The sequence below is a fragment of the Neisseria sp. P0021.S007 genome (genome assembly GCF_051956855.1).
On sequence record NZ_JBQCXA010000866.1, the window covers coordinates 1 to 576 of the forward strand.

The 576-nt window shown below is 51.7% G+C and carries 1 protein-coding gene; it reads left to right on the forward strand.

Features of this window, described 5'->3' with window-relative positions; all coding sequences use genetic code 11:
• The coding region (locus ACTHUR_RS16410) for an ABC transporter permease subunit (RefSeq protein WP_440399742.1) at nucleotides 1–576 on the forward strand (576 nt) is incomplete at both ends.

Below are 576 nucleotides of genomic sequence, written 5' to 3' on the forward strand. Positions count from 1 at the left end.
GTTTTAAACAAAACAAAGCGGCGGTGTACAGCATTATCATCCTGTTGCTGATCAGCATTTTTGTGATTGTGGCGCCATGGATTGTCCGCTACACCTACGACTTTACCGACTGGGACAATATGCAGATTCCGCCGTCCTTTTCTACCCATCACTATCTGGGTACGGACTTGCTCGGCCGCGATTTGTTGTCGCGTGCGGCAACCGGCGGACGTATTTCCTTGCTGGTCGGTGTGGCCGGCGCATTGGTGGCTGTTGTCATCGGTACGCTTTATGGTGCGATTGCCGGCTTTATCGGCGGTAAGCTCGATTCGCTGATGATGCGCTTTTTGGAAATTTTGAACGCGTTTCCGTTTATGTTTTTCGTGATTCTGCTGACCACGTTCTTTGGCCGCAACTTGCTTTTGATTTTTGCCGCCGTGGGTTTGGTGTCTTGGTTGGACGTGGCGCGTATCGTGCGCGGTCAAACCTTGAGCTTGAAGCATAAAGAGTTTGTCGAAGCGGCGCGTGTGAGCGGCGTGGCAAAACGTAAAATCGTGACGCGCCACATTATTCCGAATGTTTTGGGCGTGGTGATGG